The organism is Mesorhizobium sp. M1334 (genome assembly GCF_040317995.1).
Lineage (GTDB): Bacteria > Pseudomonadota > Alphaproteobacteria > Rhizobiales > Rhizobiaceae > Mesorhizobium.
This window is the reverse complement of record NZ_JAMYLM010000005.1, coordinates 341,375-348,051: the sequence shown is the minus strand read 5'-3', so window position 1 is coordinate 348,051 and position 6,677 is coordinate 341,375. Positions and strand designations below refer to the sequence as shown.

General features: G+C 63.8%; 5 protein-coding genes. 2 read left to right on the top strand and 3 right to left on the bottom strand.

Annotated elements, in window-relative coordinates; all coding sequences use genetic code 11:
* Nucleotides 1-261 precede the first annotated feature (261 nt).
* The gene (locus NKH17_RS13375) at nt 262-1,683 is read right to left on the bottom strand and encodes an MFS transporter (RefSeq protein ID WP_352896536.1); all 1,422 of its coding nucleotides are present in this window, start codon (nt 1,681-1,683) and stop codon (nt 262-264) included.
* 293 nt (nt 1,684-1,976) lie between these two features.
* Between NKH17_RS13375 and guaB the strand changes: the two genes are divergently transcribed.
* Both guaB and NKH17_RS13365 read left to right on the top strand, forming a co-directional pair.
* The gene (gene guaB, locus NKH17_RS13370) at nt 1,977-3,479 is read left to right on the top strand and encodes an IMP dehydrogenase (protein WP_352458563.1); all 1,503 of its coding nucleotides are present in this window, start codon (nt 1,977-1,979) and stop codon (nt 3,477-3,479) included.
* A gap of 31 nt (nt 3,480-3,510) precedes the next feature.
* Nucleotides 3,511-4,050: a hypothetical protein gene (locus NKH17_RS13365; RefSeq protein ID WP_352477129.1), complete on the top strand. Its 540-nt coding sequence runs from the start codon at nt 3,511-3,513 to the stop codon at nt 4,048-4,050.
* A gap of 6 nt (nt 4,051-4,056) precedes the next feature.
* Here NKH17_RS13365 and rnd read toward each other — a convergent pair whose 3' ends face one another.
* Together rnd and NKH17_RS13355 are read right to left on the bottom strand one after the other, a co-directional pair.
* On the bottom strand, nt 4,057-5,208 hold the full coding sequence (rnd, locus tag NKH17_RS13360; RefSeq protein WP_352477130.1) for a ribonuclease D: 1,152 nt from the start codon (nt 5,206-5,208) through the stop codon (nt 4,057-4,059).
* Between the two features lie 73 nt (nt 5,209-5,281).
* The gene (locus NKH17_RS13355) at nt 5,282-6,529 is read right to left on the bottom strand and encodes an MFS transporter (RefSeq protein WP_352971103.1); all 1,248 of its coding nucleotides are present in this window, start codon (nt 6,527-6,529) and stop codon (nt 5,282-5,284) included.
* Nucleotides 6,530-6,677: the final 148 nt, after the last annotated feature.

The following is a 6,677-nucleotide window of genomic DNA, read 5'->3' as shown; positions in this document are numbered from 1 at the left end:
AAGGCAGGAAATGGCAGTCGCTCCTTCGCTCAACTGCCTCTCCAAAGAATCCTTTCTCAGCCTAAACTCAACCCCAAAATCGCCATATGCGATTCCCCTGCCCACGAGGGGGAGATTGGCAGCTTCGGCGCGCCGCCTAATCCTGCAACGCTGGAGATTGGTGAAAACCGACATCACGTCCATCTCCCCCCTCGTGGGGGAGATGGCCGGCAGGCCAGAGGGGGGCGCTGTCCCTCCGGCGTCCGTAAGCACGAGGAAAGGTCAACTCCCCGGCGGGCTCACCGGCTCCAGGGTCTTTGGCGGTGTCAGCCGGCCATGTCCAGACACGGCATTGCCGGCGTCCGGCGCCAGCCGCATGAACGACAGCGAGGCCGCCGCCGACACCGCCGCCACGATGAAGAAGGCGGTGTGAAAGTCGGCCAGCGTCAACGGGCCGCCATGGATCGTGGTCGACACTTCCAGGATGCCGCCGGCCAGCGCCACACCGAGCGCGATCGCCAACTGCTGGAACACCGCCGTGATCGGCGTCGCCTTGCTGGTGTCGGCGGCCGAAATCTCGGCGTAGGCAAGCGCGTTGATGCCGGTGAAGAACATCGAGCGGATGAAGCCCCCGGCGAGCAGCATGGCGAGTATCAGCCCATAGGGCGTGTCGGGTGTGAACAGGCCGTTGATGGCGATGGACGCGGCAGCGATGATCGAGCCTGAAATCAGCACACGGCGGAAGCCGGCGACCCTGAAGATCAAGGCGGTAACGAATTTCATGCCTATGGCGCCGATTGCCGAGACGAAGGTGATCATGCCGGACTGGAACGGCGTCAACCCGAAACCGATCTGGAACATCAGCGGCAAAAGAAAAGGTACGGCACCAATGCCGATGCGGAACAGTGCGCCGCCGAGCACCGACGAGCGGAACACCCGATTGCGAAACAGCTCGAGCGCCAGCAGCGGATTCTTGGCGCGCCGCGCGTGCAGCAGATAGAGTACCGCCGACGCCAGACCGACGGCTACGGTGACAAAGCCGGCAACGGGCGGCAGAGCCGGCAGGCTGACCACCGACAGGCCGAACACGATGCCCGATGCCGCCAGTCCGCTCAGCACGAAACCGGTGAAATCGAGCGGCGGCGTCTGCGCGGCGTCGGTCTTTGGCAGGAAACGCGTGGCCAGCCAGATCCCGATCAGCCCGATCGGCACGTTGATCAGAAAAATCCAGTGCCAGGAAAAATAGGTCGTGATGAAGCCGCCTACCGGCGGGCCGACCAGCGGGCCGACCAGAGCCGGGACGGTCAGCCACGACATGGCGGCAACGAGTTCGCTTTTCGGCGTCGCGCGTACCAGCACCAGGCGTCCGACCGGCGTCATCATGGCGCCGCCAATGCCTTGCAGGAAGCGTGAGACCACGAAAGCCGGCAGCGAATTGGGAATGGCGCACGCGACCGAACCGACGATGAACACGGCGATCGCGGCACGGAAGACATTCTTGGCGCCGAAGCGGTCGGCCATCCAGCCGCTGATCGGAATGAAGATCGCCAGCGATACCAGATAGGCGGTCAGCGCCAGCTTGAGCGCGATCGGGCTGCTGTGGATGTCGATGGCGATCGCCGGCAACGATGTCGCAATGACGGTCGAATCCATGTTTTCCATGAAGAGAGCGACCGCCAGGATAAGCGGAATGGTGCGGTTCACGATGGATCCGGCCTTGAAATGTGCGTCGCGATTGCTTGCCGGCCTTGGGGGCCAAACCGACAGGTAGGGCGGTTATCATGGCTTGGCCCGGATGTCGCATTAATTTGCTGTCACGTTTGTGCGACCGCAAGTCGTGCGGCACCTGCGGCAAATGCAGCTTTGCCACTACACAACCATCGGCTTTTCAACGGCGACGGGACGTGTTACGAGCCAGCGCCAATCCTGAAAGGGAAGAAGACGAGTCGGCGCTGTCCATCAGGGCGAGCGCCTTTCCTGCATTCCGAGGGCTGGCCATGGCAAAAATCATCGAGACGTCCACCGGCGCATTGGCGCTGACCTTTGACGACGTGCTGCTGCAGCCGGGTCATTCCGAGGTCATGCCCGGAGAGACCGACATCCGCACCCGCATCGCCGGCGACATCGACCTCAACGTGCCGATCCTGTCGGCCGCCATGGACACGGTTACCGAGGCGCGGCTCGCCATCGCCATGGCCCAGGCCGGCGGCATCGGTGTCATCCACCGCAATTTCTCGCCGGCCGAACAGGCCGAGCAGGTACGGCAGGTGAAGAAGTTCGAGTCCGGCATGGTGGTCAACCCGGTCACCATCGGTCCGGAGGCGACGCTAGCCGATGCGCTGGGCCTGATGCGCACCTACAGCATCTCGGGCATTCCGGTGGTCGAGAACGGCGGCACCGGCGGCCACACGGTCGGCCGGCTCGTCGGCATCCTGACCAACCGCGACGTCCGCTTCGCGTCCGATCCGGCGCAAAAGGTCTATGAGCTGATGACCCGCGAGAACCTGATCACGGTCAAGGAGAACGTCGATCAGGACGAGGCCAAGCGGCTGCTCCATCAGCACCGCATCGAGAAGCTGGTTGTGGTCGATCGGGACGGCAATTGCGTCGGGCTGATCACGGTCAAGGACATCGAGAAGTCGCAGCTCAACCCGCACGCCACCAAGGATGCGCAGGGACGCTTGCGCGCCGCCGCCGCCACCAGTGTCGGCGATGACGGTTTCGAGCGGGCCGAGCGCCTCATCGACGCCGGCGTCGACCTTCTGGTGATCGACACCGCGCACGGTCATTCGCAGCGCGTTCTGGATGCCGTGACGCGGGCCAAGAAGCTGTCCAACTCGGTTCGCATCCTGGCCGGCAACGTCGCCACCGCGGAAGGCACCTTGGCGCTGATCGATGCCGGCGCCGACGCGGTCAAGGTCGGCATCGGACCAGGCTCCATCTGCACCACCCGCATCGTCGCCGGCGTCGGCGTGCCGCAGCTCTCGGCAATCATGTCGGCAGTCGAGACGGCGCAGAAATCGGGCGTTTCGGTTATTGCCGATGGCGGCATCAAATATTCGGGCGATCTCGCCAAGGCGCTGGCCGCCGGGGCCAGCGCGGCGATGATTGGCTCGCTGCTGGCCGGCACCGACGAGAGCCCCGGCGAGGTCTATCTGCATCAGGGCCGCTCCTTCAAAGCCTATCGCGGCATGGGTTCGGTCGGCGCGATGGCGCGCGGCTCCGCCGATCGTTACTTCCAGGCCGAGGTGCGCGACACGCTGAAACTGGTCCCGGAAGGCATCGAAGGGCAGGTGCCGTACAAAGGACCTGTGTCTGGCGTGCTGCACCAGCTTGCAGGCGGCCTGAAAGCCGCTATGGGTTATGTCGGTGGCCGCGACCTTGCCGATTTCCGCGAGCGCGCCACTTTTGTGCGGATATCCAATGCCGGACTTCGTGAAAGCCACGCCCATGACGTCACGATTACCCGCGAAAGCCCGAATTATCCTGGCGGAGCCTGACCGTCATGCGTCTTGGCGCAATCTGGCGGCAATGATCCTGCGGCTGTCGCGCCACGCGGCCGCACTCTGTGTCGCCACAGTGGCGGTTTTCATCATCATGACGGCGATGGAGTTCCTCTATTTTCGCCGATTGAGCGGCGGTCAGCCGTCGCTCGACATGCGCTATGCCGGTTTCACTCCGGATGAGGGCATGGCCTGGCTAACGGCTCTCGGCCGGCGCGGCAGCGAGATTATCCTCGTCTGGCATTACCTGACCTTCGACCTGCTGTTTCCGGCGCTGCTGTCGCTGACGATGGTCAGCCTGATCCTGGCCACGGGCCGGCGGCTGAAGAATTTCCATGCACTGCCTGCGCAAACGCAGGCGACATTCGCAGCTGTGCTGGTGCTGCCCTACACGCTTGCCGACTATGCCCAGAACATCGCCGTGGCTCGTCTTTTGTCCGATTTTCTGTCGGCCAATCCGGATTCGCTATCCTTCGCCTCGGCGCTGATCGTCACCAAATTCGCCCTGCTGGGGATACCAGTGACCGTCATTGCGGCTTTTCATCTTGCCGGTCAGAGACAGCGCTGATCGAGACTATACCTCGAACACCGCGATCTTGCGCTTGTCGAACCTGATGGCGAGTTCGCCGCGCACCAGCTTGAGCGCGGCCTCGCCGAAAACGGCACGCCGCCAGCCTTGCAATGCCGGCACGTCGGCTTCCTCGCCCTCGGCAGCGATGCGGTCGATGTCGTCACTGGAGGCGAGTACCTTCGAGGCGACGCCTTCCCTTTCGGCAACGATCCGCAGCAGCACCTTCAGCAACTCCGCCGCGGCGCTCGACCCCTCCGGCGGCTGGAAGCTCTTCGGCAGCTTCGGCATCTCTTCCCTGGGCAGGGCAAGGGCAGCGTTGACTGCGCCAAGCAATGCCGTCGCCGTCGAAGAGCGTTCCCAGCCCTTCGGCGTGGTACGCAGCTTGCTCAGCGCCGCAGCGTCGCGCGGCGCCTGTTGCGCCACTTCGTAGATCGCATCGTCCTTGAGCACCCGGCCGCGTGGCACGTCGCGCTCGCGCGCTTCGCGTTCGCGCCAGGCCGCCACCGCCTGCACGATCGCCAGTTCCTGCGGCTTGCGCAGCCGCATTTTGAGCCGCTTCCAGGCATCCTCGGGATGCGGATCGTAGGTCTCGCGCGAGGTCAGCACGTCCATCTCCTCGTTCAGCCAGTGGGCGCGGTTTTCCCGCACCAGCTCGGCGCTGAGATGCTTGTAGACCTCGATCAGGTGGGTGACGTCGGCGAGCGCGTAGTCGAGCTGCTTTTCTGACAGCGGACGGTGGCGCCAGTCGGTGAAGCGCGAGGACTTGTCGAGCCGCGCGCCGGTGATGCGCTGCACCAGCTGGTCGTAGGAAACGCTGTCGCCGAAGCCGCAGACCATTGCCGCGACCTGGGTGTCGAACACCGGATGCGGCACAAGATCGCCGAGATGCACAATGATTTCGATGTCCTGCCGCGCCGCATGGAAGACTTTGACGATCGCCTCGTTGGCCATCAGCCTGAAGAACGGTTTCAGGTCGATGTCGGGCGACAGCGGATCAATCAGCGCCGTCACCCCGGGCGCTGCCATCTGGATCAGGCACAGGATCGGCCAGAAGGTCGTTTCGCGAATGAATTCGGTATCGACGGTGACGAATTCCGCCTTTTCGAAAGCGGCAATAACGGTCTCGAGTTCTTTCTGAGTGGTGATGACGTGCATCAAATCGCTTTTGGCAAGGGATAGGGTCTCTTTCAATTTCAGCCGCGCGCGCTTTCGTCAAGCGCAAGCACCTCTATCCAGGTTTTGCGGGTTCATCGGGATCGCCATTCCGCTTCGCCAACCGGGCAAAAACCGTCGAAGTGCGCAACAGCGCCGTAAAACGGCTGCGATGGGTGGCCGGCACGGCGGAGCGCGCCTGCATCCGGTAAAGGATGACGGCCACGAAGATCGCATAGACGGTGGCGCTGAACACGAACAGCGCGCTCGGCCCGAAAAATTGCATCACCGTCGAGGCTGCGAACGGCCCGCCGATGGCGCCGAACGAGTAAAACAGCATCAAGGCAGCGTTGATCAGCACGAACTCGCCCTCGTCGGCGCGGTCGTTGGAATGCGCCGCCGACAGCGAATAGAGCGGCATGGCGAAGCAGCCGAAGATGAAGACGAGCAGGAAGTTGAGGAACGGGCTGCCGCCTGCCACGAATGCCAGGGCCAGTGCCGCCACCATCGCACAGCACGTCGTCATCAGCAGCACCGAGCGCCGGTCCCAGCGGTCGGAGAGGTAGCCGAGCGGGTATTGGATGATGGCGCCGCCGAAAATGCCGACGCTGACGAAGGTGACGACGTCGGCGACCGACATGCCGATCTGCTCGGCATAGACCGGCGACAGGGTGCGGAAGGCGCTGTTGGTGACGCCGACGGCGATACAGCCGAAGCAGCCGAGCGGCGAGATCCGCCAGACGCGCGCCAAATCGAGCTTGACCTCTTCCGGCGGCGTCGGATTGGAGCGGTCGCCGAGCGAAACCGGCACCAGCGAAACGGTGATCATGATCGACATGATGGCGAAGATGGCAAAGCCGCCGGCGCCAAAGATCGGGATCAGGAACTGGGCGCCCGTCACCGAGCCGATGTCGACCATCCGGTAGATGGCAAGCACCCGCGCCCGGTCGGTGTTGGTGACGCCGGAATTCAGCCAGGCTTCCATGATGGTGAACAGGCCGGCGAAGCAGAACCCGCCGGCAAAGCGCACGGCGCACCACATCACCGGATCGATGACCAGCACCAGAAGCAGCGTCCCCGCCGAGGCGATCGCCGCCAGTGCCGAAAAGGCGCGCACATGGCCGACCGACTTCATGATGCGCGTCACGGCAAGGCAGCCGAGCAGGAAGCCGGCGAAATAGAACGTGCCCATCAGGCCGATCGAGGAAGCGGGAAAACCTTCCTGCGCACCACGCAGCGCAATCAAGGTGCTCTGCAGGCCGTTGCCGCCGAGCAGGATGCCGGCGGCGATCAGGAGCGGGATCAGCGGGCGGATGGAAGACATGAAGGAAAGCCTGTCGTTGATCCCTTCTTGAACCATCGCCTTCGCCAATACCAGCGACAATTCCCGGCGGCGTTGGGGCCAGCCGGGGGCTGCCGCGTGGCGCCGGACCCTCCGTGTTGGAACCAAGGCGTATCTTTGTAGTTCAGTG